Raw genomic sequence first — 23,110 nt, 5'->3', positions numbered from 1 at the left:
ATGGGCAAGGCGATCGTCCTGTTCGGCCACGGCTCGCGCGACCCGCTGTGGCGCCTGTCCATGGAAACGGTGGCGGCGCGGCTGCGCGCCATGACGCCCGACACCCCGGTGCGGTGCGCCTTCCTGAGCTGGACACCCCGGGCCTGCCGGATGCCGCGGCCGAACTGGTGGCCGCCGGCGCCGGCCAGGTCACGATCGTCCCCATGTTTCTCGGCACCGGGCGGCACGCCCGCGAGGACCTGCCGCTGCTGGTGGACGGCCTGCGCGCCCGTTTCCCCTCTGTTGCCTTCGTGCTGCAGAAGCCCGTGGGGAGGACGGCCGGGTCGTCGAACTGCTCGCTCAGATTGCGTTGGAATAAGGGCTGCAGGCATAATGCCTGTCTCTCTTAGAAGAAAATCGGCATGAACCTGCATCAGTTTCGCTTCGTCCAGGAAGCGGTGCGGCGCAACCTGAACCTGACGGAAGCGGCCAAGGCCCTGCACACCTCCCAGCCGGGCGTGTCCAAGGCCATCATCGAGCTGGAAGAAGAGCTGGGCGTCGAGATCTTCGCGCGCCACGGCAAGCGCCTCAAGCGCGTCACCGAACCCGGCCAGCACGTGCTCAAGAGCATCGAGCTGATCATGCGCGAGGTGAGCAACCTCAAGCGCATCGGCGAGCAGTTCAGCGCCCAGGACAGCGGCACGCTCTCGATCGCCACCACCCACACGCAGGCGCGCTACGTGCTGCCCATCCCGGTGGCGAAGCTGCGCGAGGCCTATCCCAAGGTGAGCGTCAGCCTGCACCAGGGCTCGCCCGACCAGGTGGCGCGCATGGTGCTGGACGAAGTGGCGGAGATCGGCATCGCGACGGAATCGCTGGGCGAATACCCGGAGCTGGTCACCATGCCCTGCTACGAGTGGCAGCACGTGCTGGTGCTGCCACAGGGGCACCCCTGGCGAAGAAGGAACGGGTGTCGCTGGAGGACATCGCCGCCGAGCCGCTGGTCACCTACCACCCCAGCTTCACCGGCCGCACCCGCATCGACAGCGCCTTCGCGCAGAAGAAGCAGCCGCCGCGCATCGCCCTGGAGGCGATCGACTCCGACGTGATCAAGACCTACGTGCGCCTCGGCCTGGGCATCGGCATCGTCGCCGAGATGGCGGTGCGCGACGACGTCGGCAGCACCAACTCCGACCTCGCCGCCCGCCCCCTGGGCCACCTGTTCGGGCAGAACGTCGCCCGCGTGGCGTTCAAGCGCGGCGCATACCTGCGAAACTTCGTCTACCGCTTCGCCGAACTGCTTTCCGACCGCCTGGACCGCAACCTGATCGCGAAGGCCATGAGCGGCCACGGCAACGACTACGAACTTTGATGACCATGGCTCCTGTCACCGAACGCACCCCGCCGATCCAGACCAAGTTCCCGACCATGGGCACCACCATCTTCACGGTGATGTCCGCGCTGGCGACCGAGAAGGGCGCCGTGAATTTGGGCCAGGGCTTCCCCGACTTCGAGTGCGACCCGAAGCTGGTCGACGCGGTCACCGAGGCCATGAAGAAGGGGCTGAACCAGTACCCGCCGATGACCGGCATCGCGCCGCTGCGCGAGGCGGTGGCGTCCAAGGTGGAGGCGCTCTACGGCCGCAAGTACGACTCGGCCAGCGAGATCACCATCACCGCCGGCGCGACGCAGGCGATCATCACGGCGGTGCTGGCCATCGTGAAGCCGGGCGACGAGGTGATCGTGCTGGAGCCCTGCTACGACAGCTACGTGCCCAACATCGAGCTGGCCGGCGGCACCGTGGTGCGCGTGCCGCTTACCCCCGGCACCTTCCGGCCGGACTTCGTCAAGATCGCGGCCGCGTTGTCGCCGAAGACGCGCGCGATCATGATCAACTCGCCGCACAACCCGAGCGGCACGGTGTGGACGCGCGCGGAGATGCTGCAGCTGCAGGACCTGCTGGCGCCCACCGACGTCTTCGTGATCAGCGACGAGGTCTACGAGCACATGGTGTTCGACGGCCAGCTGCACCAGAGCGCGGCGCGCTTCCCCGGCCTGGCCGCGCGCTCGCTGATCGTCTCCAGCTTCGGCAAGACCTACCACGTCACCGGCTGGAAGGTCGGCTACGTGGCGGCACCGGCCGTGCTCTCCGCCGAGTTCCGCAAGGTGCACCAGTTCAACGTGTTCACGGTGAACACGCCGATGCAGTTCGGCCTGGCCAGCTACATGGCCTCGCCCGAGCCCTACCTGCAGCTGCCGGCCTTCTACCAGCGCAAGCGCGACCTGTTCCGCGAAGGCCTGGCGCGCACGCGCTTCCAGCTGTTGCCCAGCGAAGGCACGTACTTCCAGTGCGTGGAGATCTCCAAGGTCAGCGCGCTGAAGGAAGACGAGTTCTGCAAGTGGCTCACCAGCGAGATCGGCGTGGCGGCCATCCCGCTGTCGGCGTTCTACGGCAACGGCTTCGACCAGCGGGTGGTTCGGTTCTGCTTCGCAAAGAAGGACGAGACCCTGAAGGCGGCGCTGGAGCGGCTGGCGAAGCTTTGAAGCGCTGGGGTTCGGCTGCGCCTCACCGCCAGCCTACCCCGACGGAAATCGTAGGCTGGCGGTGAGCGCAGCGAACCCCAGCACCCTCAGCACTGGATGGGGTTCTTGCAGAACCGTTCCAGCTCGCGCACTATGCTCTGGCCCGCCACGGCGTTTTTCGCCTTGGGGCCCACGTCCAGGCTGAGCTTCATCTCGTATTTGCGGAAGAACTCGTCGAACATCTCGCCGCCCAGCGTGGCGTAGGCCGTCAGCGTGTCCGCCTTCGCATCGTGCGACAGCAGCACCGCGCACAGCGGCTGCTTGGCCGGGCCCGAGCACCTCCGCGCCGCGCGCGGGATCGTACTGGCTGTGCTCCGCGCAGCAGTGGATCAGGCCGTCCTGCACGCCGCGCTGCGCGCGTCTTGCGAAAGCTGATGAAGCTCACGTCGCGCGTGGGGTACACCAGCTGGTGGGCGCAGATCGCCGAGAAGGCCACGATGCTGCGGTTGCGCCCCACCCCGCCCGGCCAGCTGTAGGCATTCCGGTCCTGCGTGCTCAAGGTGTTGGGCGCCACCGCCTTGCCCAGGTCCAGCAGGAAGACCGGCGTGGCCTCGAAGGGATAGTGGAAGACGTAGTTCGCCTGCACCTTGAGCTCGGACGCCTTCAGCGCGTCGCCCCTCTCGTTCACCAGCAGCGCCTTCGCGTACTCCTTGGGCCGCGCGTTGGCGGCCAGGGCGGCGAAGGTGGCGGCGGCGGACAGGCCAGCGGCGCCCGCCGTGCACGTCCCGATGAAGCTGCGTCGATCCATGGGCAAGACCCCGTGAGTTCGCCAGAGTGTGCCGGGTGCGCCCCGGCCGCCTATGGGGGTTCTACCGCGTACCGCGGTTTCCAGGCGTCAACTATTCAGCTGGCTCCAGACTTTCTCCAATCGCTTGATGCTGACGGGCTGGGGTGCGCAGTTCCTGCGCGAAGAAGCTGACGCGCAGCTCCTCCAGCAGCCAGCGGAAATCCTCCATGCGCTCGTCGGTGGCGCCCTTGCGCTCGGCCACGAGGCGCCAGTAGCGCTGCTCCTGCGGCCGCAGCTCGGCCAGCCGGGCGGCGTCGCGCTCGGGGTCGGCCCGCAGCTTGTCCAGCCGCAGCACGATTCCCTTCAGGTAACGCGGAAGGTGCTGCAGCCGCGCCCAGGGCGTTGCGGCCAGGAAACGTTTGGGTACCAGCCGTTGCAGCTGCTGGGCGGCATCGGCGGTGGCTTCCGGCTGGATCTTCGTGTCCTTGATCTTGCGTGCGGCCGCGGCGTACTCGGCCAGGATGGTGGCGGCCAGGCGCGCGACCTCGTTGGCGATCAGCGTCAGGCGCCCGCGCCCCTCTTCCAGGCGCCGCTGGAACGCGGCGGCATCGGTGGGCAGCGGGTCCTGCAGCAGCGCGCGGTCCAGCGCGACCTCGATGACCTGCGCGCGCAGTTCCTCGTGCGTGCCCAGCGGCATGTACGCCACCGCCATCTTCTGCAGGTCGGGGATGTTCTTTTCCAGGTACTTCAGTGCGTCTCGCAGCTGCAGCGCGAACAGGCGACGCAGGCCGCCGCGGTGCTTCGCGGCCGCGACCTCGGGTTCGTCGAACACCTCGATCACGACGGCGTCCTGCCTGTCGACCAGCGCGGGGAAGCCGACCAGGCTGGTGCCGCCCTTGCGGATCTCCATGAGTTCCGGCAGTTCGCCGAAGGTCCAGGCGGTGTACCTTCTTTCCCCTCCCCCTCCGGGGAGGTCGGGAGGGGGCTCGCCCTTGCTGCGCCGACGCCAGCGCCCCCACCCCTCCCTCCCCCGGAGGGGGAGGGAGGAACAGCCGGAGCAGCCGCGACCTTCAGGCCTGCCAGTGCCTGAAATGCACCGCGCGCCTTCGCCCCCAGTTCCGCCTTCAGCGCACCCAGGTTGCGCCCCATCCCGAGCTGCCGCCCGTGTTCGTCGACGATGCGGAAGTTCATGAACAGGTGGGCTGGCACCATGTCGAGCTTGAAGTCGGTGCGCTTCACGTCCAGGCTGGTCTGGTCGCGCACCTGTTTCAGCAGTGCGTCGGTCAGGCTGCCGTTCGCGTAGCGCTCCGGCGCGGACAGCACTTCCGCCAGGCGCGTGGCCGACTCCGGCAGCGGCACGAAGCGCGAGCGCGGTTTCTGCGGCAGGCTTTTCAGCAGGGCCTGGACCTTGTCCTTCAGCATGCCGGGCACCAGCCATTCGGCGCGGTCCTCGTTCACCTGGTTCAGCACGAACAGCGGCACGCTGACGGTGACGCCGTCGCGCGGATCGCCGGGTTCGTGCAGGTAGCTCGCCGAGCAGTCCACGCCGCCCAGCTTTACGACCTTGGGGAAGGCATTGCTGGTGATGCCGGCGGCCTCGTGCCGCATCAGCTCGTCGCGCGTGAGCTTCAGCAGCTCGGGCTGGCCGCGGCTCGCCGTCCGGTACCAGCCTTCGAAGGTCGCTCCGCTGTACACGTCCTTCGGGACCTGCTGGTCGTAGAAGGCGTAGATCAGCTCCTCGTCCACCAGCACGTCCTGCCGGCGCGACTTGTGTTCCAGCTCCTCGACCTGCTTGACCAGTTTCTGGTTGGCCGCCAGGAAAGGCAGGCGCGTTTCCCACTGCCCGTCGACCAGGCCTTCGCGGATGAAGATCTCGCGCGCGCCCTGCAGGTCGGCGCGGGCGAAAGGCACGCGGCGGCCGCTGTAGATCACCAGCCCGTACAGCGTGGCGCGTTCCAGCGCCAGCACTTCCGCCGCCTTCTTCTCCCAGTGCGGATCGAGCAACTGCTTCTTCAGCAGGTGGCCCGCCACCTCCTCCACCCACTGCGGCTCGATGTTGGCGATGCCGCGGCCGAACAGGCGGGTGGTCTCCACCAGTTCGGCCACCACGACCCAGCGGCCGGGCCGCTTCTTCAGGTGCGCGCCGGGATGGCGATAGAACTTGATGCCGCGTGCTCCGAGGTAGGCCTCGTCGTCCTCCAGCTTGAAGCCGATGTTGCCCAGCAGGCCGGAGAGCATGGCCTTGTGCAACTGCTCGTAGCTCGCGGGCTGGTCGTTCAGGCGCCACTTGTGCTCGGTCACCACCGTCAGCAGCTGGCTGTGCACGTCGCGCCATTCGCGCACCCGCCGCACGTTGATGAAGTTCTGCCGCAGCAGCTGCTCGTACTGGCGGTTGGACAGCTTGTGGTCCTTGCCGTGGCCGCCCCGGCTCTCGTCCAGCCACTGCCAAAGCCGCAGGTAGCCCGAGAACTCGCTCTTCTCGTCGTCGAACTTGGCATGCTGCTGGTCGGCCTGCGCCTGCATCTCCATCGGCCGGTCGCGCACGTCCTGCAGCGACAGGGCCGAGGCGATCACCAGCACCTCCTGCAGCGCGCCGCGCTGGCGCGCCTCCAGGATCATGCGGCCCACGCGCGGGTCGAGCGGCAGCCGTGCCAGCTCGGCGCCCATGGGCGTGAGCTCGTTGTTGTCGTCCACCGCCCCGAGTTCGTTGAGCAGCTGGTAGCCGTCGGAGATCGCGCGGCTGGAAGGCCGGTCGATGAAGGGGAATTCCTCCACCGCGCCCAGGTGCAGCGACTTCATGCGCAGGATCACGCCGGCCAGCGAGGAGCGCAGGATTTCCGGATCGGTGAAGCGCGGCCGGCCGCTGAAGTCCTGCTCGCCGTACAGGCGGATGCAGATGCCGTTGGCCACGCGGCCGCAGCGGCCGGCGCGCTGGTTGGCGGCGGCCTGGCTGACCGGCTCGACCAGCAGCTGCTCCACCTTGCTTCGGAAACTGTAGCGCTTGACCCGCGCCGTTCCTGTGTCCACGACGTACCGTATGCCCGGAACGGTGAGCGAGGTCTCGGCCACGTTGGTGGCCAGCACGATGCGCCGGCCCGGGTGGGAGTCGAACACGCGGTCCTGCTCCGCCTGCGACAGGCGCGCGAACAGCGGCAGCACTTCCGCATTGCGCGTGAGCACATCGTGCGCCAGGTGCTTGCGCAGGTGGTCGGCCGCCTCGCGGATCTCGCGTTCGCCCGGGAGGAACACCAGGATGTCGCCGGGCGCGTTGCCGCGCCAGAGCTCGTCCACCGCGTCGGCGATCGCGTCGTTCAGGTCGAAATCGCGCGATTCCTCGAAGGGGTGCCAGCGCTGCTCCACCGGGAAGGTGCGCCCCGAGACGTAGATCACTGGCGCCGGCCCCTGGGCCGAAGCGAAGTGCTGCGCGAAGCGCTCGGCGTCGATGGTCGCCGAGGTCACCACCACCTTCAGGTCCGGGCGGCGCGGCAGCAGCTGGCGCAGGTAGCCCAGGAGGAAGTCGATGTTGAGGCTGCGCTCGTGCGCCTCGTCGATGATGATGGTGTCGTAGGCCTTGAGCAGCGGATCGGATTGCGTCTCCGCCAGCAGGATGCCGTCGGTCATCAGCTTGACGGAAGCGTCCTTCGCCAGCCGGTCCTGGAAGCGCACCTTGTAGCCGACCACCTCGCCCAGCGGCGTGTCCAGCTCCTGCGCGATGCGCTTGGCGACGCTGGTCGCGGCGATGCGCCGCGGCTGGGTGTGGCCGATCAGGCGGCCCCTGCCCGCTGGCGCGTTCGGCCTGCCCCGCCCGTCATCGGAAACGGGGCGCTGACCGCGCCCCATGGCGAGGGCGATCTTCGGCAACTGCGTGGTCTTGCCCGAGCCGGTTTCGCCGCAGACGATCACCACCTGGTGGGCCGCGATCGCGGCCATGATCTCCTCGCGCTTGGCGGAGACCGGCAGGTTGTCGGGGAATGTGATGTTCAGCGGAGCGGGCAAGACGGCACGGGGGCAAAACCCGTGATTATCGGTGGCCGGCCGGGCTCAGGCGGTCGCGACGCTCGCGGGCAGCCCGCGGCTGCCCCCGCCGAGCTCCGCGATCTGGCCCGCCTTCTGGTCGAAGAAGGCCATGCGGCTGCCGTAGCTCCATGCGGTGCGTGCCATGGCGCGCGCGGTGGACACCGCCTGCGAAGGCCGCACCTGCGTGCTGGTGCCCAGCACGCCGATGCCCACGTCGGCGACCCAGGCCGTCCCCGCCGCCTCCAGTCCCGCCGGGTCGCGGCTGGTGCTCAGGGCCACCGGTCGCGCAAGCCGGTCGCGGATCTGCCGCGCCAGCACTTCCAGCCGCTCGACGTCCGGCGCATTGGGCACGAGGAGCAGGAAACCGTCCTCGCCCAGGCGGCCCATTTCCACGTTCTGCGGCACGCAGCGGCGCAGGCGCCCGGCGCAGACGAACAGGGCGTGGTTGAAGGCGGCGCGGCCGTGCAGGTTCTCCAGTGCGTACAGGTTGGCCACGCACACGGCCAGCACGCCGATCGGCCGCGCCTCGGCATCGCGGCGGAAGAACACGTCGCCGATCATCTGCCCCGTTTCGCTGTGCGAACGCATGCGCGTCACCGGGTCGTAGCTCGGGCCGTGCGCCAGCACCTCCGACAGCTCCAGCAGGTAGGAGTAGCGCGCCCAGAGCACCGTCGCGATCACGCACAGGTAGGCGACGCCGGCCATGGCGCTCACGGCGTGCACCGGCCAGGACCTGGTGCCGCTCAGCGCGATCCAGCTCAGGCCGCCGATGGCCACCAGCATGCACAGGATGCCGCACACGGCGGTCCAGCCCGCCCGGTCGCCGCGCAGCGCCCCACGGGTGGCCACGACCAGCATCGCGCTGCCGACGCCGAAGGCCATCAGCGAGCTGAGCGCGAGCGCGTCCGCCGGGTCCAGCAGCCAGCCGGCCACCAGCACCACGGCGCCGGACCCGACCAGCGAGGCCACGGCCGGCCGGCCGAGGGAAGTCTGGCGCAGCATGCCCATGGTGGACATCAGCATCAGGGCCAGCGTGACCGCGGTGAGCACGGCGACGTGCGCCAGCACGCGGGCCTCCACGCGCGACGAGAGCGGCAGCCAGCCCAGGTAGGCGACCACGAAGGCGGCGGAGAACACGGACGTCAGGCCGGCCATCAGCGCCACGCGGCGGTGCGAGCGCAGGAAGGCGACCATGGAGATCACCAGCATCAGCGCCGCCGTGCAGAAGAATGCCCCCAGAAGCCCGCGGCCACCGTGTCCATGGGGCCACGATAACAAACGGCGGAGCTGACCGCCATAAGAAACGCGGCAGCTGTCTTTACGCCACGCGCAGCGGCGCTTCCACCGGGAGCTCGGCGATCTGTCCCGCCTTGTCGTCGAAGAAGGCGATGCGCGTCGCGTAGGTCCACGCCGTGCGGGCCATCGCGCGCACCGTGCCCACGGCCTGCGCGGGCCGCACCTTGGTGGTGGTCGAGAGCACGCCGATGCCGACGTCGGCGACCCAGCCGGTGGCGCGCGCATCGATCCGGCCCGGGGAGCGTCCGATGCTGAGGTTCACCGGCCGCGTGAGCTGGTCGCGCAGGTCGCGGGCCAGCTGCTCCAGGCCGCGCAGGTCTTCCATGCTGCGCGTGAGCAGCAGGAAGCCGTCCTCGCCCAGGCGGCCCATCTCCACGGTCTGCGGCACGCAGCGGCGCAGCCGGCCCGCGCAGATGAACAGGGCGTGGTTGAACGCGGCGCGACCGTGCAGGTTCTCCAGCGCGTACAGGTTGCCGATGCACACTGCCAGCACGCCCACCGGACGCTCCTCCGCGTCGCGGTGGAAGAAGATGTCGCCCACCATCTGCCCGGTCTCGCTGTGCGAACGCATGCGCGTGACCGGGTCGTAGCTGGGCCCGTGCGCCATCACCTCCGACAGCTCCAGCAGGTAGGAGAAGCGCTCCCAGGTCGCATAGGCCATCACGCTCAGGAACCCCATCCCTGCCAGCGCGCTCAACGCGTGGACCGGCCAGGACCCGGAGCGCTCCAGCGCGATCCAGCTCAGGCCGCCCAGCGCCAGCAGCATCAGCGACATGCCGGCGACGGTGGTGCGGGCCAGCCGGTTGCCGCGCGCGGTGGCGCGCAGCGCGATCACCATCATGACCGTGCCGATGGAGAAGGTGCTGATCCAGCTGACGACCAGGGCCTCGGTGGGCTCGAGGATCCAGCCGACCCCGATCACCAGCACGGCGATCGCCGTGAACAGCCAGACCGTGCGCACCACGATGGAACGCTCGCGCAGCAGGCCCAGGAGCGAGAGCAGGAGCGGCGCCAGGATGGCCGCCGCCAGGATGGCGACGTGCGCCAGCAGGCGCGCTTCGGGCGCCCCCTCGACCGGCAGCCAGCCCAGGTAGGCGACGACGAAGGCGGCCGACACCACCGCCGACAGCGCGGCCAGCAGCGCCACGCGGCGGCGCGCGCGGAAGAAGGCGGCCAGCGAGATCGCGAACATCAGGGCGGCCGTTCCGAAAAAGGCGCCCCAGAAGCCGGCGGCGAGTGGGTCCATGGCGCGCAACGATAGCGCATGTGGCGCCCATTCCCCCAGGGCGCTCCCTTACACTGTCGCGCTGATACCTCACCGAGCCGCCCCGCTGCCGAATGTCCGCCATCTTCAACTTCACCTTCGTGCCCTGGTTCCGCTCGGTGGCGCCCTACATCCACATGCACCGGGGCAAGACCTTCGTGGTCGGGATGGCGGGCGAGGCGGTGGCCGCCGGCAAGCTGCAGCACATCGCGCAGGACCTGGCGCTGATCCAGAGCATGGGCGTGAAGGTGGTGCTGGTGCACGGTTTCCGGCCGCAGGTGAACGAGCAGCTCCAGGCCAAGGGGCACGCGGCCCGCTACTCGCACGGCATGCGCATCACCGACGAAGTGGCGCTGGATTCCGCGCAGGAAGCCGCCGGCCAGCTGCGCTACGAGATCGAGGCCGCCTTCAGCCAGGGCCTGCCCAACACGCCGATGGCGGGCTCCACGGTGCGCATGATCTCGGGCAATTTCATCACGGCGCGCCCGGTGGGCATCGTCGACGGCGTGGACTTCCGGCATTCCGGGCTGGTGCGCAAGGTGGACGTGGCGGGCATCAAGCGCACGCTCGATTTCGGCGCAATGGTGCTGCTGTCGCCCTTCGGCTTCTCGCCGACCGGCGAGGCCTTCAACCTCACCATGGAGGAAGTCGCCACCAGCGTGGCGATCGCGCTGCAGGCGGACAAGCTGATCTTCCTGACCGAGATCCCCGGCGTGCGCATCAAGCCGCTGGAGCCCGAGGGCGAGGACAACCCGATCGACACCGAACTGCCGCTGGCCGCCGCCGAGCAGCTGCTGGCCAGCCTGCCGCCGGCGCAGAACCCGAGCGACACCGCCTTCTACCTGCAGCACTGCGTCAAGGCGTGCAAGGCCGGCGTCGAGCGCAGCCACATCATCCCCTTCGCGGTGGACGGCTCGCTGCTGCTGGAGGTCTACGTGCATGACGGCATCGGCACCATGGTCGTGGACGAGAAGCTGGAGGAGCTGCGCGAGGCGACCGCCGACGACGTCGGGGGCATCCTGCAGCTGATCGAGCCCTTCGAGAAGGACGGCACGCTGGTCAAGCGCGACCGCACGGAAATCGAGCGCGACATCGCCAACTACACGATCATCGACCACGACGGCGTGATCTTCGCCTGCGCGGCGCTCTACCCCTATCCGGAAGCGCGCACCGGCGAAATGGCCGCGCTGACCGTCTCGCCGCAGAGCCAGGGCCAGGGCGACGGCGAGAAGGTGCTGCGCCGCATCGAGCAGCGGGCGCGGGCGATGGGCCTGGAGAGCATCTTCGTGCTGACGACCCGCACCATGCACTGGTTCCTCAAGCGCGGCTTCGTGCAGGTGGACGCCGACTGGCTGCCGGAAGCCCGCAAGCGCAAGTACAACTGGGACCGCCGCAGCATGGTGTTCGTCAAGAAACTGCCCTGAAAGGCGTGACAGGCCGGCCCGGGCGGCCTATCGTCTGGCTTCCGCAAGGAGGCAGCGATGACCGAGGCGACCCCCACTCCCGTCCCGCAGGAAGTCCGCATCCCGATCGGGCACACCTGGCTCCATGGTGACCTGGCCGTGCCCGCGCACGCGAGCGGGCTGGTGCTGTTCGCGCACGGCAGCGGCAGCGGCCGGCACAGCGCGCGCAACCGCCAGGTCGCGCGCCGGCTGCAGGAGGCCGGCCTCGCGACCCTGCTGTTCGACCTGCTCACGCTGGCAGAGGAACAGGTGGACCTGCGCACCAGCGAACACCGCTTCGACATCGCGCTGCTCACACGCCGGGTGGAGGCCGCGGCCGAATGGACGCGCACCGAGCCGCGCCTGCGCGACTTGCCGCTGGGCCTGTTCGGGGCCAGCACGGGAAGCGCCGCCGCGCTGATCGCGGCCGCCCAGCTGGGCGGGCGGGTGAGCGCCGTCGTGTCGCGCGGCGGCCGGCCGGACCTCGCCGGCCCGGTGGCGCTGGCGGCCGTCCGGGCCCCCACGCTGCTGATCGTCGGCGGGGCGGACCAGGCCGTGATCGGCCACCACGAACAGGCCCTGCCCCACCTGCGCTGCCCGCACCGGCTGGAGATCGTGCCCGGTGCCGGCCACCTGTTCGAGGAGCGGGGCGCGCTGCAGCTCGTGGGCGACCTGGCGGCGGACTGGTTCACACGCCACCTGCAGCCGGCCGCGCAGGCCGCGTGAGCGCCTCGCATCAGGAGATTCCGCATGACCCCGTCCTCGCTGCGCAACGAGCCGCTGTTGCAAGGCTTGCGGCAGCAGTTGCGCGCCCTGCCCGGTGACGCCGCCGCGGACGAGTTCCTGGTCCAGCAGCTGTCCCGCGCGAAGCTCGCACTGCTGGGCGAGGCTTCCCACGGCACGCACGAGTTCTACGCAGAGCGCCTGGCCTTGACCCAGCGGCTGGTCCGCGAGCATGGCTGCAACGCCATCGTGGTGGAGGCCGACTGGCCCGACGCCTGGCGCGTGAACCGCTACATCCGCGGCGGCGCGGAAGACCGCAGCGCGGAAGACGCGCTTTCCGGCTTCGAGCGCTTCCCCACATGGATGTGGCGCAACACCGTGGTGCGCGACTTCGTCGAGTGGCTGCGCGAGCACAACCGCGGCCGGGCCGCGTCGCAGCAGGTGGGCTTCTACGGCATGGACCTGTACAGCCTCTACAGCTCGATGGCCGCCGTGCTCGAATACCTGGACCGCGCCGACCCCGAGGCAGCCCAGCGCGCGCGCAGCCGCTACGCCTGCTTCGACCATTTCGGCGAGGACAGCCAGGCCTACGGCTACGCGGCCAGCTTCGGCATGAAGTCGAGCTGCGAGGACGAGGTGATCCAGCAGCTTCGCGACATGAACCGCCGCGCCGCCGACTTCCTGGCCGGCTCCACCGAGGAGCGCGTCGACCTGTTCTACGCGCAGCAGAACGCGCGCCTGGTGCGCAACGCGGAGGAGTACTACCGGACCATGTTCCACGGGCGGGTGTCCTCATGGAACCTGCGGGACAGCCACATGGTCGAGACGCTGCAGGCGCTGGAGAAGCACCTGGAAGGCCTGGGCGGCAAGGCGAAGATGGTGGTCTGGGCGCACAACTCGCACCTGGGCGACGCCAGCGCCACCGAAATGGGCGACATCGGCGAATGGAACGTCGGCCAGCTCGCGCGCGACCGCTGGGGCGACCAGGCGATGCTGGTGGGCTTCAGCACGCACCACGGCACGGTCACGGCAGCGTCGGAATGGGCCGCGGCGGCGGAGCGCAAGCGGGTGCGCCCCGGCCTGGCCGGCAGCTACGAGGAGCTGTTCCACCAGGCCGGCGAGGAACGCTTCTGGCTGCCCCTGCGCGGCAACGCGGCGCTGGCGGACTTGCTGAAGGAGAAGCGCCTGCAGCGCGCGATCGGCGTCATCTACCTGCCGCAATCGGAGCGCACGAGCCACTACTTCCACACCCGGCTGCCGGCGCAGTTCGACGCGATGATCCACATCGACGAGACGCGCGCCGTGCAGCCGCTGGTGGCGGAGCCGGCGTGGCATGCCGGCGAGCCGGCGGAGACCTACCCCTCGGAACTCTGAGGGGGCGCCGGAAGTCAGGCGGCCATCGGCGCGCTGACCCCGCGGTCCTCGCGCCGGCGGCGCAGCTGGCGCGCCAGCAGCACCAGGCCGACGATGCCGAAGACCAGGAACCAGACGAAGGACCAGTTCGCGATCGAGCCGCCCAGGAAGGTCCAGTCGATCTTGGCGCAGTCGCCGCTGCCGCGGAAGATCATGGGGATGGCGCGCTGCAGCGGGAAGGTTTCGATCATCCCGTAGAAGTCGCGGCCGCAGGCGGAGATCTCCGGCGGATTCCACTGCAGCCAGCTCTGGCGGGCCGCCACGAAGGCACCGAAGCCCGCCAGCAGCACCATCAGCGCGGAACTGGCCACGTGCGCCCGCGTGGAGCGCGTCGCGGCACCGGCGGCGGCCACCACCGCGATCAGCACCAGCGCGTAGCGCTGCACGATGCACATCGGGCAAGGCTCCAGCCCCACCACGTGCTGCAGGACCAGCCCGAAAGCCAGCAAGGCCACGGAGACCCCGGCCACCGCGCCCAGCACGCTGCGCGGCGCCCTGTCGAACCAGTTCAGCACATTCCCGGTCAAGACACTCATCGTTCTACGCCCCCAGGGGCGCCGGGCGATCAGATGCCGGCGCCGCTCTCCAGAAACACACGGGCGCGGCGCGGTGTCGCCACCAGCGTATCGCCCTCGCGGAATCCCATCTCCCGGAACTGCTGCGCGGGGATCTGCGCTTCGATCAGGGGATCGGAACCCGCATTGTCCGCCTGTTTGGCCCCGTCCAGCGGCAGAAGTTCCAGCCGCGCGATCGGGCCCACCACGATGGCCCGCGACAGCCTGACCGGGATACCGCTGGCCCCGGGCACGTAACGCTGCACGTCCAGGTCGTGCGGCCGGACGTAGGCGGACGCCTTCTCGTTCTGCGCGGCGCCCAGTTCCGGCGACGCCATCTGCATGCCCTCGAAGTGCACCTCGCCCTCGTGGGCGCGGCCGTGGAACAGGTTCACGTCGCCCAGGAAGCCGTACACGAAGGGGCTGGCCGGGTGGTCCCAGACCTCCTGCGGCGAACCGACCTGCTCGATGTTGCCGGCGTTCATCAGCACCACGCGGTCGGCCACTTCCAGCGCTTCCTCCTGGTCGTGCGTGACGAAGATCGAGGTCACGTGCAGGTCGTCGTGCAGGCGGCGCAGCCAGCGGCGCAGCTCGCTTGCGCACCTTCGCATCCAATGCGCCGAACGGCTCGTCGAGCAGCAGCACCTTGGGTTCGACCGCCAGCGCGCGCGCCAGCGCGATCCGCTGCCGCTGCCCGCCGGACAGCTGTGAGGGGAAGCGGTCGGCCAGCCAGTCCAGCTGCACCAGGTTCAGCAGGTCGTGCACCTTCTGCTTGATCTGCGCCTCCGAGGGCCGCTGGCCGCGCGGCTTCACGCGCAGGCCGAAGGCCACGTTCTCGAACACCGTCATGTGGCGGAACAGCGCGTAGTGCTGGAACACGAAGCCGACCTGGCGCTCGCGCACGTGCACCTCGGTGGTGTCCTCGCCGGCGAACAGGATGCTGCCGGCGTCGGCGGTCTCCAGTCCCGCGATGATGCGCAGCAGCGTGGTCTTGCCGCAGCCCGACGGGCCCAGCAGCGCGACCAGCTCGCCGGAATCGATGTTCAGGGAGACGTCCTTCAACGCACGGAAGTCGCCGAAGTTCTTGCTGACGTTGCGGATCTCGATGCTCATGATGCCTTTCCTTGCAGCGCCAGCGGTCGCTCCGGCGGCACCTGCGCCGCCGCCTTCATCTCGCGTTCCTGCTGCCACTCGGCCACCGACTTGATCACCAGCGTGACCACGGCCAGCAGAGCCAGCAGCGAGGCCACCGCGAAGGCGGCCACCGACTGGTATTCGTTGTAGAGGATCTCCACGTGCAGCGGCATGGTGTTGGTCTGGCCGCGGATGTGGCCGGAGACCACCGAGACCGCGCCGAACTCGCCCATGGCCCGCGCATTGCACAGGATCACGCCGTAGATCAGGCCCCACTTGATGTTGGGCAGCGTCACGTGGCGGAAGGTCTGCCAGCCGCTGGCGCCCAGCACGATGGCGGCCTGTTCCTCGTCGTTGCCCTGCGCCTGCATCAGCGGGATCAGCTCGCGCGCGATGAAGGGGAAGGTGACGAAGATGGTCGCCAGCACGATGCCCGGCACCGCGAACACGACCTTGATGTCGTGCTCCGCGAGCCAGGGGCCGAACCAGCCCTGGGCCCCGAACACCAGCACGTAGATCAGGCCGGCGACCACCGGCGAGACCGAGAACGGCAGGTCCACCAGCGTGGTGAGGAAGGCCTTGCCGCGGAAGTCGTACTTGGCGATCGCCCAGGCGGCGGCGACGCCGAACACCAGGTTCAGCGGCACGGCGATGGCGGCGGTGATCAGGGTCAGGCGGATCGCCGACCAGGCATCCGGCTCCTTCAGCGCCTCGAAGTAGGCCCCGAAGCCCTTGCGCAGTGCCTCGGTGGCCACGGCGGCCAGCGGCAGCACCAGGAACAGCAGGATGAAGGCCAGCGCGATGCCGATCAGCGTCCAGCGCACCCACGGTGCTTCCGTGGTGCTGACGCGCTTGCGGGTGAGGTCGGTGGCCGCCATCACGGGCCTCCCGAGCGCTTGCGCTGCCAGGACTGCAGGGCATTGATCACCAGCAGCATGACGAAGGAGAACAGCAGCATCACCGAGGCGACGGCGGTCGCGCCCGCGTAGTCGTACTGTTCCAGCTTGCCGATGATGATCAGCGGCGTGATCTCCGAAACCATCGGCATGTTGCCGGCGATGAAGATCACCGAACCGTACTCGCCGATCGCCCGCGCGAAGGCCATGGCGAAGCCGGTCAGCAGCGCCGGCGCGATCGAGGGAAAGATCACCTTGGTGAAGGTCTGCAGCCGGGTGGCACCGAGGCACATCGCGGCCTCCTCCAGTTCCTTCTCCGACTCCTCCAGCACGGGCTGCACCGTGCGCACCACGAAAGGCAGGCCGATGAAGATCAGCGCGATCACCACGCCGTTCGGGTTGAAGGCCAGCTGGATGCCCAGCGGCTCCAGGTACTGGCCGATCCAGCCGTTGCCGGCCAGCAGGGCGGTGAGCGAGATGCCGGCGACGGCCGTGGGCAGCGCGAACGGCAGGTCCACCAGCGCGTCGACGATGCGCTTGCCGGGAAAGGTGTAGCGCACCAGCACCCAGGCGACCAGCAGGCCGAACACCACGTTGACCAGCGCGGCCAGGAAGGATGCGCCGAAGGTCAGCTTGTACGAGGCCAGCACGCGCGGCGAGCTCACGGCCGCCCAGAACTGGTCCCAGGACATCGTGAAGGTCTTCAGGACCAGCGCCGACAGCGGGATCAGCACGATCAGGCAGAGATAGAAGACCGTGTAGCCCAGGGTCAGGTTGAACCCGGGCAGGACCTTGCGGCTGCCGCCGCGCGAGGATGAGGAAGGCGCCGCCGCCGTCACCGGCAGCGGCGCCGCGAGTGCGCCACTCATGTCACTCTTACTTGACGGTGTAGATCTTGTCGAACTGCCCGCCGTCGTTGAAGTGCACCTTCTGCGCTTCCGACAGCGAACCGAACAGTTCCTGCACGGTGAACAGCTTGATCGGCTTGAACTTCGTGTGCTTCTTCAGCACCGCGGGATCGGTCGGGCGGATGTTGTGCTTCGCGGCGATCTCCTGGCCCTCGGGGGTGTACAGGAAATCCAGGTAGGCCTTGGCGAGGTCCGCCGTGCCCTTCTTGGCCACCGTGCGCTCGACCACGGCCACCGGGTTCTCGGCCACGATGCTGGTCGACGGGTACACCACGTCCACCTTGGCGTCGCCGAACTCGCGGTTGACCGACTCCACTTCGGACTCGAAGGTGACCAGCGCGTCGCCGATGTTGCGCTGCAGGAAGGCGGTGGTCGCGTCGCGGCCGCCGCGCGCCAGCACCGGCACGTTCTTGTACAGCTTGGCGACGAAGTCGGCCGCCTGCGCGTCGGTGCCGCCCTTCTTCTTCACGTAGCCCCAGGCGGCCAGGTAGGCATAGCGGCCGTTGCCGCCGGTCTTCGGGTTGACCACCACGACCTTCACGTCGGGCTTGAGCAGGTCGTCCCAGTCCTTGATGCCCTTGGGGTTGCCGTTGCGCACCAGGAACAGCATGGTGGAGGTGGTCGGCGCCGCGTTGTGCGGGAAGCGCTTGGCCCAGTCCTTGGCGACCACGCCCTTTTCGGCGAGGAACTCGATGTCGGTCGTGGTGTTCATGGTCACCACGTCGGCGTCCAGGCCGTCGGCGACGGCACGCGCCTGCGCGCTGGAGCCGCCGTGCGCCTGTTCGACCTTCACGTCCTTGCCCGCCGTCTTCTTGTACCAGGGCACGAAGGCGGCGTTGACGTCCTTGTAGAACTCGCGCGCCACGTCATAGGAGACGTTCAGCAGCGTCTGCTGCGCGGAGGCCAGGCCGCTGGCGGCCAGGGCCACGGAGGCCAGGAGGAGCTTGAATTGGTTCATAGGATGAACCATTGTGGGGACGGCCCCTTAAAGCTCCAACGAATATCTCGTTGTTAATTTATGGCCCGAATGGCATATGAAGCCATCACAACAGGGCCCGGAGCTCCCGCGCGGCCTCCTGCAGCACAGGCAGGAACTCCTTGTGCAGCGCCCGGGCGTCCAGCCGCTGCCGGGTGCTGACCACGTTGAGCGCCGCCACGGTGCGGCCGTCCATGTCGCGCAGGGGTACGGCCAGCGCGTGCACGCCGAGCTCGTGCTCCTCGCTCGCCACGCACCAGTCCTGCTGCCGGACCTGCTCGATCAGGGCGCGGAAGGCCCGCGGCTCCGTGGTCGTGTGGCCGGTCAGCCGCGGCAGCTCGCGCCCCTTGAGCCAGGCGCTGAACTCGCTGCGCGGCTTGGCCGCCAGCAACACGCGGCCCGTGGACGTGGCGTGGGCCGGCAGCCGGGCGCCCAGGTGCAGGCCGTAGGCGAGCTGGGCCGAGCCGCTGCGCGCGACGATCACCACGTGGTCGCCGTCCAGCACGACGGCGGAGAAGGACTCTCCCGTCGGGCCCGCCAGCCGGTTGAGCGTCGGCTGGATCGCCCGCGGCAGCCGCGAGGACGCCAGGTAGCTGCCGGAAAAGCGCAGCACCTTGGGCGCGAGCCAGAACCAGCTGCCGTCGGTCTCCAGGTAGCCCAGGTGCGCCAGGGTCAGCAGGTGGCGGCGGGCCGCCGCGCGCGTCAGGCCGGCGCGCTCGGCGGCCAGCGTCGCGTTCAGCCGCTGGCGCTGGGTGTCGAAGCTCTCCAGCACGGCCAGCCCCTTGGCCATGCCGGCGATGAAATCCACGCGCGCGATCGCCATGCCCCGGCTCCCTGCGCGATCATCGCGCACCGTGCGCAATCATCGCACAGCGGCTGCGCCCTCCCCCTGTTCGGACCCGCCCGCGCGGCCTAAGCTGCGGTGACAGGAGACGACATCATGACCACGCGTACCCAGGTCGCCATCATCGGCGCCGGCCCTTCGGGCCTTCTGTTGGGCCAGCTGCTGCACAAGGCCGGCATCGCCAACGTGATCATCGAGCGGCAGAGCCCGGACTACGTGCTCGGCCGCATCCGCGCCGGCGTGCTGGAACAGATCGCCGTGGACCTGATGGACGAGTGCGGTGTCGGCGAACGCATGCACAAGGAGGGACTGGTGCACCGCGGCATCGAGCTGCTGTTCAAGGGCGAGCGGCACCGCATCGACTTCCCCGGCCTCACCGGCGGCAAGACCGTGATGGTCTACGGCCAGACCGAGGTCACGCGCGACCTGATGGCGGCGCGCTCCGCCGCCGGCCTGCCGACGGTGTACGAGGTGGGCGACAGCGTCGGCCTGAATGGCTTCGACGGCAGCAGCCCGGTGGTGCGCTACCGCAAGGACGGCCAGCAACACGAGCTCGCCTGCGACTTCATCGCCGGTTGCGACGGCTACCACGGCGTCAGCCGCGCCAGCGTGCCGAAGGGCGCGATCCGCGAATACGAGAAGGTCTATCCCTTCGGCTGGCTGGGCCTGCTGGCGGACGTGCCGCCGGTGTTCCACGAACTGATCTACGCCAACACCGATCGCGGCTTCGCGCTGTGCTCCATGCGCAGCCCGACCCGCAGCCGCTACTACGTGCAGGTGCCGCTGACGGACAAGGTGGAGGAGTGGTCGGACGAGGCCTTCTGGAAGGAACTGCGCCTGCGCCTGGACCCGGAGGCGCGCGACCGGCTGGTGACCGGCGCCTCGCTGGAAAAGAGCATCGCGCCGCTGCGCAGCTTCGTCGCGGAGCCGATGCGCTTCGGCCGCCTGTTCCTGGCCGGCGATGCCGCGCACATCGTGCCGCCGACCGGCGCCAAGGGGCTGAACCTCGCGGCCTCGGACGTGAAGTACCTGTCCTCCGGGATCATCGAGCACTACCGCGAACGCAGCAGCGCGGGCCTGGACCACTACTCCGACCGCGCGCTGCGGCGCGTGTGGAAGGCCGAGCGCTTCTCCTGGTGGTTCACCCAGCTGATGCACAAGTTCCCGGGCGAAGGGCCGATCGGGCAGAAGCTGCAGGAGGCCGAGCTGGACTACCTGGTGCATTCGCAGGCGGCTTCGACGGCGCTGGCGGAGAACTACGTGGGCTTGCCGCTGTGAAATGAAAAAGCGGCCGAGGGCCGCTTTTCTTCAACGCCTTGAGTCCCCGCCTGCGCGGGGATGACGCTTCCCGGTCAGTCGGCGAACTTCCCGCCCGCGCGGATCACCGGCCCCCACTTGTCGATCTCCGACTTCAGGTGCGCCTGCAGCGCGTCCGGCGTGTTGGTGCGGTCCTCGACGATCTCCGCGCCGAGGTCGTCCATGCGCTTGACCACGTCGGGATCCTTCAGCGCGGCACGCACGGCCTGGTTCATGCGGTCGATGATGGGGCGCGGCGTGCCCTTGGGGGCATAGATGCCGTGCCACACCACCACCTCGAAGTCCTTCAGGCCCTGCTCGTGCAGCGTCGGCGCGTTCGGCAGCACCTTCACGCGGCTCTTGGTGGTCACGCCATAGAGCTTCACGGTGCCGGCCTTGATCTGCGGCACGGTCTGCGTGGTCTGGTCGCACATCACGTCGACCTGGCCGCCCAGCAGCGCGTTCATCGCGGGCGCGGTGCCCTGGAAGGGCACTTCGGTCAGCTGCACGCCGATGGCGCGCTGGAACATCATCCCGCACAGCTGCGACACGGCGCCGAGGCCGGCGGTGGCCAGGTTGATCTTGTCCTTGTTCGCGCGGATGTAGCTGACCATCTCCTGGAAGTTGTTGGCCGGGAAGTCCTTGCGCGCGAGCAGCGTCATCGGCACTTCGACCGCCTGGCTGACGAACTCGAAGTCCTTCATCGCGTCGTAATTCAGCTTGCGGTACAGCGCCGTGGAGGTCGCCATGCCGTTGTGGTGGATGAAGAAGGTGTAGCCGTCCGCGGGCGCCTTGGCGACGTAGGCCGCCGCCACGTTGCCGCCGGCACCGAGCTTGTTTTCCACCAGCACCGTCTGGCCCAGAGACTTGGTCATGGAAGCGGCCAGGGTGCGGGCGACGACGTCGGTCGGGCCGCCGGCGGCGAAGGGCACCACCAGTGCCACGGGCTTGGCGGGCCAGGCTTGCGCCTGCGCGAACGCCGCGGTCGCAAGACCCAGCAGCGCGATCATCGAGTGCTTGAACTGCATCGTTATCTCTCCTGTGAGGGGCTGCCGGAAGGGGCGCCGGCATTGACCGCGAGCGTAGCCGCCCGCACGCGGTCCAGCATCGGGGAGTACCCCAGCGCGAGCCACCGCCGTGTTCGCGGCGTCTGCTAGCCTTGCTCCATGAGCCGCTCCCACGCCCCTCTCCACGGACTGCGCATCCTCAGCCTCGCGCTCAACCTGCCCGGCCCCGCGGCGCTGATGCGCTGCCGACGCATGGGTGCCACCTGCACCAAGCTGGAGCCGCCCTCGGGCGATCCCATGGGCCACTACAACGCGCCGGCCTATGCCGAAATGCACGAGGGCGTCAGGGTGCTGCAAGGCGACCTGAAGACGGCGCAGGGACAGGAACTGGTGCACCGGGAACTCGCGCGCACCGACGTGCTGCTCACGTCCTTCCGTCCTTCCGCGCTGCAGAAACTGGGACTGGGCTGGAAGGAGCTGCACGGCCGCTACCCCTCATTGAGCCAGGTCGCGATCGTCGGCGCGCCCGGCGCCCGTGCCGAGGAGCCGGGACACGACCTCACCTACCTCGCCGACAACGGGCTGGTGCCGGGAATGGAACTGCCCGCCACGCTGTACGCGGACATGAGCGGCTCGCTGATGGCGTCCGAGGCCGTGCTGCAGGCCGCCCTGCGCAAGCAGGAACGCTATGCCGGCGGCGGCGATCCGCATCCCGAAGGGCTGTACCTGGAAGTGGCGCTGTCCGACGCCGCCGCCTACCTCGCGATGCCGCGCCGCTGGGGCCTCACGCAGCCCACCGGCTCCGTGGGCGGCGCGCACGCGGGCTACCGCGTCTACCCGTGCAAGGATGGGCGCGTTGCGGTGGCCGCACTGGAGCCGCATTTCGCCGCCCGCCTGTGCGAAGCCGCCGGCGTGCAGGGCAGCGACATCAAGGCGATGTTCCGGCGTGAAACGCATGCGGCGATCGCCGCCTTCTTCGCCGGACAGTCACGTGCCGAGCTCGACTTCCTGGCGATCGAGAAGGACCTGCCGATCCACACGATGGGGACCCAGGAAGCTGCAGGCTCCTAGCCCGCTGCCGCGGTTTCCGCCCGGTTGGGGACAACGCCCGCCGACTGCAGCACTTCCTCGACCTGCCGGTCCTTCTCTTCCCACAGCGCCGCGAGCCAGCGCGTGAACGCGCGGCGGAAGGCCGGGTCCTTGGCGTAGTCGCTGGTGGCGAATCCTTCGGGAATCGGCAGCTGCCGCAGCCGCACCGCGATGCGCGGCACGCGGCCGCACAGGAAGTCCCAGAACGAGGGGGCGCCGGCCGGGTACACGATGGTCGCGTCGACCAGCGAGCGGAAGCGGTCGCCCATGGCATTGAGCGTGAGCGCCATCGCGCCGGCCTTGGGCTTGAGCAGGTGGCGGTAGGGCGAGCCCTGCGCGTCGTGCTTGTCGGGCGTGAAGCGGGTGCCTTCGGCAAAGTTCATCACGCTGGTGGGCATCTGCAGGAACTTGCGGCAGGCGCGCAGCGTCGCCTCATGGTCCTGCGCTCGCAGCTCGGGATTGCGGCGCAGCGCCTCCTTGCCGTGCCGGCGCATGAACGGGAAGTCGAGCGCCCACCAGGCCAGGCCGATCACCGGCACGTAGATCAGCTGCTGCTTCAGGAAGAACTTCAGCAGCGGGATGCGGCCGCGCAGCACGTGCTGCAGCACGAAGATGTCCACCCAGGACTGGTGGTTGCAGTTCACCATGTACCAGTCGCTGCGGCGCAGTTCCTCGGCGCCTTCCACGTCCCACACGGTGGGCTGCGTGAGGCGCATCCAGCCGCTGTTGCAGGCGACCCAGCCGTTGGCCAGCGCGTTGAGCAGCGGGTCGATGCGGCGGCGCACGGGCTCGAAGGGCAGCAGGAGTTTGACCAGCGCTCCCACCAGCAGGGGGAAGCACCAGAAGAGCGTGTTCAGGACGAGCAACAGCACCGCCAGCACGCCGCGCAGGAAGGAAGGCATGGGGCCAGGCTCCGGACAGGGAAAATTTGCATCATCCCCTGGGGGACGGGCCCGGGTGTT

At 69.2% G+C, this 23,110-nt stretch carries 17 protein-coding genes and 5 pseudogenes; 8 read left to right on the top strand and 14 right to left on the bottom strand.

The genetic code is table 11. The annotated features are described in order from the left end of the window. The 3 genes and pseudogenes from HK415_RS07000 to HK415_RS06990 all read left to right on the top strand — a co-directional run bounded on the left by HK415_RS07000 (nt 1) and on the right by HK415_RS06990 (nt 2,523). A pseudogene (locus tag HK415_RS07000) lies at nt 1-389 on the top strand (sirohydrochlorin chelatase). A 12-nt stretch (nt 390-401) separates the two neighbouring features. Continuing rightward, a pseudogene (locus HK415_RS06995) lies at nt 402-1,351 on the top strand (CysB family HTH-type transcriptional regulator). 5 nt (nt 1,352-1,356) lie between these two features. Beyond that, nucleotides 1,357-2,523 (top strand): pyridoxal phosphate-dependent aminotransferase, encoded by a 1,167-nt coding sequence (locus tag HK415_RS06990; protein ID WP_373684539.1) that lies wholly within the window; start codon nt 1,357-1,359, stop codon nt 2,521-2,523. A gap of 86 nt (nt 2,524-2,609) precedes the next feature. Here the strand turns inward: HK415_RS06990 and HK415_RS24660 are convergent, their stop codons facing one another. From HK415_RS24660 to HK415_RS06970, 6 genes and pseudogenes are all read right to left on the bottom strand, one after another. Beyond that, entirely contained in the window at nt 2,610-2,807 is a 198-nt protein-coding gene (locus HK415_RS24660) for a hypothetical protein (RefSeq protein WP_253261798.1), read from the bottom strand. Beyond that, nucleotides 2,771-3,310: a Rieske (2Fe-2S) protein gene (locus HK415_RS06985; RefSeq protein WP_253261797.1), complete on the bottom strand. Its 540-nt coding sequence runs from the start codon at nt 3,308-3,310 to the stop codon at nt 2,771-2,773. Before HK415_RS06985 ends, HK415_RS24660 begins: the two co-directional genes overlap by 37 nt. Before the next feature lie 87 nt (nt 3,311-3,397). Further along, nucleotides 3,398-4,238, bottom strand: a pseudogene (locus HK415_RS26910) (DUF3418 domain-containing protein); the annotation flags it as partial. Further along, complete coding sequence (hrpA, locus tag HK415_RS06980; RefSeq protein WP_373684635.1) at nt 4,127-7,219, bottom strand: ATP-dependent RNA helicase HrpA; 3,093 nt, start codon at nt 7,217-7,219, stop codon at nt 4,127-4,129. The pseudogene HK415_RS26910 and the gene hrpA, both read right to left, overlap by 112 nt. A 111-nt stretch (nt 7,220-7,330) precedes the next feature. After that, nucleotides 7,331-8,515 (bottom strand): GGDEF domain-containing protein, encoded by a 1,185-nt coding sequence (locus HK415_RS06975; RefSeq protein WP_253261796.1) that lies wholly within the window; start codon nt 8,513-8,515, stop codon nt 7,331-7,333. A gap of 109 nt (nt 8,516-8,624) precedes the next feature. Continuing rightward, entirely contained in the window at nt 8,625-9,848 is a 1,224-nt protein-coding gene (locus HK415_RS06970; RefSeq protein ID WP_171557658.1) for a 7TM diverse intracellular signaling domain-containing protein, read from the bottom strand. A gap of 92 nt (nt 9,849-9,940) precedes the next feature. On the opposite strand from HK415_RS06970, the gene argA reads away from it, so the two are divergent. From argA to HK415_RS06955, 3 genes are read left to right on the top strand one after another with little or no spacing between them, the layout of a single operon-like run. Continuing rightward, a complete protein-coding gene (gene argA / locus HK415_RS06965) occupies nt 9,941-11,290 on the top strand; it encodes an amino-acid N-acetyltransferase (protein WP_171557650.1) in 1,350 nt (449 codons plus the stop codon). Nucleotides 11,291-11,347: 57 nt separating this feature from the next. Then, nucleotides 11,348-12,034: a dienelactone hydrolase family protein gene (locus HK415_RS06960; protein ID WP_171557647.1), complete on the top strand. Its 687-nt coding sequence runs from the start codon at nt 11,348-11,350 to the stop codon at nt 12,032-12,034. A gap of 24 nt (nt 12,035-12,058) precedes the next feature. After that, entirely contained in the window at nt 12,059-13,405 is a 1,347-nt protein-coding gene (locus tag HK415_RS06955; RefSeq protein WP_171557645.1) for an erythromycin esterase family protein, read from the top strand. Nucleotides 13,406-13,419: 14 nt separating this feature from the next. Here the strand turns inward: HK415_RS06955 and HK415_RS06950 are convergent. The 6 genes and pseudogenes from HK415_RS06950 to HK415_RS06925 form a co-directional block, all read right to left on the bottom strand. Further along, nucleotides 13,420-13,920: pseudogene (locus tag HK415_RS06950) on the bottom strand (disulfide bond formation protein B); the annotation flags it as partial. An 89-nt stretch (nt 13,921-14,009) separates the two neighbouring features. Next, nucleotides 14,010-15,111: pseudogene (locus HK415_RS06945) on the bottom strand (sulfate/molybdate ABC transporter ATP-binding protein). Beyond that, a complete protein-coding gene (cysW, locus tag HK415_RS06940) occupies nt 15,108-16,010 on the bottom strand; it encodes a sulfate ABC transporter permease subunit CysW (RefSeq protein ID WP_171557640.1) in 903 nt (300 codons plus the stop codon). The pseudogene HK415_RS06945 and the gene cysW overlap by 4 nt, the downstream one beginning before the upstream one ends. Continuing rightward, nucleotides 16,010-16,897, bottom strand: coding sequence for a sulfate ABC transporter permease subunit CysT (gene cysT, locus HK415_RS06935; RefSeq protein WP_171557637.1), 888 nt, complete (start codon nt 16,895-16,897; stop codon nt 16,010-16,012). Before cysT ends, cysW begins: the two co-directional genes overlap by 1 nt. Before the next feature lie 7 nt (nt 16,898-16,904). Continuing rightward, nucleotides 16,905-17,894: a sulfate ABC transporter substrate-binding protein gene (locus HK415_RS06930; protein ID WP_253261795.1), complete on the bottom strand. Its 990-nt coding sequence runs from the start codon at nt 17,892-17,894 to the stop codon at nt 16,905-16,907. A gap of 85 nt (nt 17,895-17,979) precedes the next feature. Beyond that, a complete protein-coding gene (locus HK415_RS06925; protein WP_171557633.1) occupies nt 17,980-18,735 on the bottom strand; it encodes an IclR family transcriptional regulator domain-containing protein in 756 nt (251 codons plus the stop codon). 117 nt (nt 18,736-18,852) lie between these two features. Between HK415_RS06925 and pobA the strand changes: the two genes are divergently transcribed. Then, complete coding sequence (pobA, locus tag HK415_RS06920) at nt 18,853-20,034, top strand: 4-hydroxybenzoate 3-monooxygenase (protein ID WP_171557630.1); 1,182 nt, start codon at nt 18,853-18,855, stop codon at nt 20,032-20,034. 74 nt (nt 20,035-20,108) lie between these two features. Here the strand turns inward: pobA and HK415_RS06915 are convergent, their stop codons facing one another. After that, entirely contained in the window at nt 20,109-21,080 is a 972-nt protein-coding gene (locus tag HK415_RS06915; protein ID WP_171557628.1) for a tripartite tricarboxylate transporter substrate-binding protein, read from the bottom strand. A gap of 138 nt (nt 21,081-21,218) precedes the next feature. Here HK415_RS06915 and HK415_RS06910 point away from each other — a divergent pair, with 138 nt between their 5' ends. Then, entirely contained in the window at nt 21,219-22,130 is a 912-nt protein-coding gene (locus HK415_RS06910) for a CoA transferase (protein ID WP_171557626.1), read from the top strand. Here the strand turns inward: HK415_RS06910 and yihG are convergent. Beyond that, entirely contained in the window at nt 22,127-23,050 is a 924-nt protein-coding gene (yihG, locus tag HK415_RS06905) for a 1-acylglycerol-3-phosphate O-acyltransferase, YihG family (RefSeq protein WP_171557623.1), read from the bottom strand. The two genes, HK415_RS06910 and yihG, sit on opposite strands and share 4 nt — an antisense overlap. Between the last annotated feature and the right edge of the window lie 60 nt (nt 23,051-23,110).

The organism is Ramlibacter montanisoli, from assembly GCF_013087525.1.
Classification (GTDB): domain Bacteria; phylum Pseudomonadota; class Gammaproteobacteria; order Burkholderiales; family Burkholderiaceae_C; genus Ramlibacter; species Ramlibacter montanisoli.
Note: the sequence above shows the minus strand (reverse complement) of the source record. Positions and strands in the feature narration are given on the sequence as shown.